This window comes from Idiomarina aquatica, from assembly GCF_004362895.1.
Classification (GTDB): Bacteria; Pseudomonadota; Gammaproteobacteria; order Enterobacterales; family Alteromonadaceae; genus Idiomarina.
The window spans coordinates 1-1,097 of sequence record NZ_SNXI01000063.1 but is presented as its reverse complement, the minus strand read 5'-3'; the positions used below and the strand labels follow the sequence as shown (position 1 = coordinate 1,097).

Here is a 1,097-nt window from a genome sequence, read left to right as displayed (position 1 = left end):
TCGTTAAATTATTTACCCCCTGTGGAGTTTGCAAAACAGGTAGCTTAAAACTGAAATTTCATCGATAAGATGGTGTTATTTCAGGGGAAAGGTCATAACCCAGAGCTAAGTGAAATGTATATTGCTCGAATCCTGGTTGAGCTTTATGAGCACTGGGCAAATCCGATTGTTCTTCATGCATCATCAATTACGAGTGTTCCATTTGATGCGAACCTTATGTTTGAAGGGCAATCAGCCCCAAAGGAATGGTCGCTGTTCGAGAATGTGGTGCATTGGCTAGAGGAAGAGGGTTTTATCCGTACCGAGCGAGTTGGTGCCCACGTCTATGAGTTTCATGGCGTTACAGTTACCTTAAAAGCAATGGAAGCTATGAAACAAGTACCTGACCCACTGTCACCTGAAAACACATTGCTTGACGGGCTCAAACAGGCTGTTGGAGAAGGCAAGAAATCTGCGATTCAAACGATAGTTAATACATCTATGAGCGCTATCCATCAGGCCCTCTCCAGCTCTTTTTAATGAAATTTCAAAGAGCTTAATTCAGAAAGTAAGATATGGATAAATACGATTAAGAAAGCCACTAAGGATCAACTGCTTTTTGATGACGAGATCAAGAGAGGTATAACAAAAGTCATGCATGGTAAATATGCTATGATACCTATGGTGCTGATAACTTTAGGATATAAATCATGGATGATGAACATGTGAGTTTGGCGTTCCAATTGGTTGCGAAATATCGCAGAGAAGCGAGATTCAAATCGTCAATTCCAATAAGTCAGAGCCCAATGGGTGCTGCCAAGTTCATAGCATATATTGCATACCCTAAAGCTACTGAAAGTGAGCGCCGAATACGTTTTCAGAACGCTATGCTGAGCGGGGCTGCGCGGGAATATGGTCTTCAAGATGGGGACTTAGCTAAAAGAGCCAAGCTTGTGGAGCGTTTTGGGTTGGAGAACTTATTGATTTGGCGAGATATTGACTCTGCAATCACAGGCAAAGGCAGCATATATGGTCCCCTCCCGTTTTGCAACTTCAACGTTGTGGTAAATGTTGGGTGCTCGCATATATACGGCCTGTTTCGGTGACGTGTCACCTGG

Annotated in this window: 2 protein-coding genes; both read left to right on the top strand. The window is 43.1% G+C overall.

What is annotated here, in order from left to right:
* The first annotated feature begins 69 nt into the window (after positions 1–69).
* Positions 70–519, top strand: coding sequence for a hypothetical protein (locus tag DEU29_RS13970; RefSeq protein ID WP_133541030.1), 450 nt, complete (start codon positions 70–72; stop codon positions 517–519).
* Between the two features lie 170 nt (positions 520–689).
* Positions 690–1,085: a hypothetical protein gene (locus tag DEU29_RS13965; RefSeq protein ID WP_133541029.1), complete on the top strand. Its 396-nt coding sequence runs from the start codon at positions 690–692 to the stop codon at positions 1,083–1,085.
* Positions 1,086–1,097 lie beyond the last annotated feature (12 nt).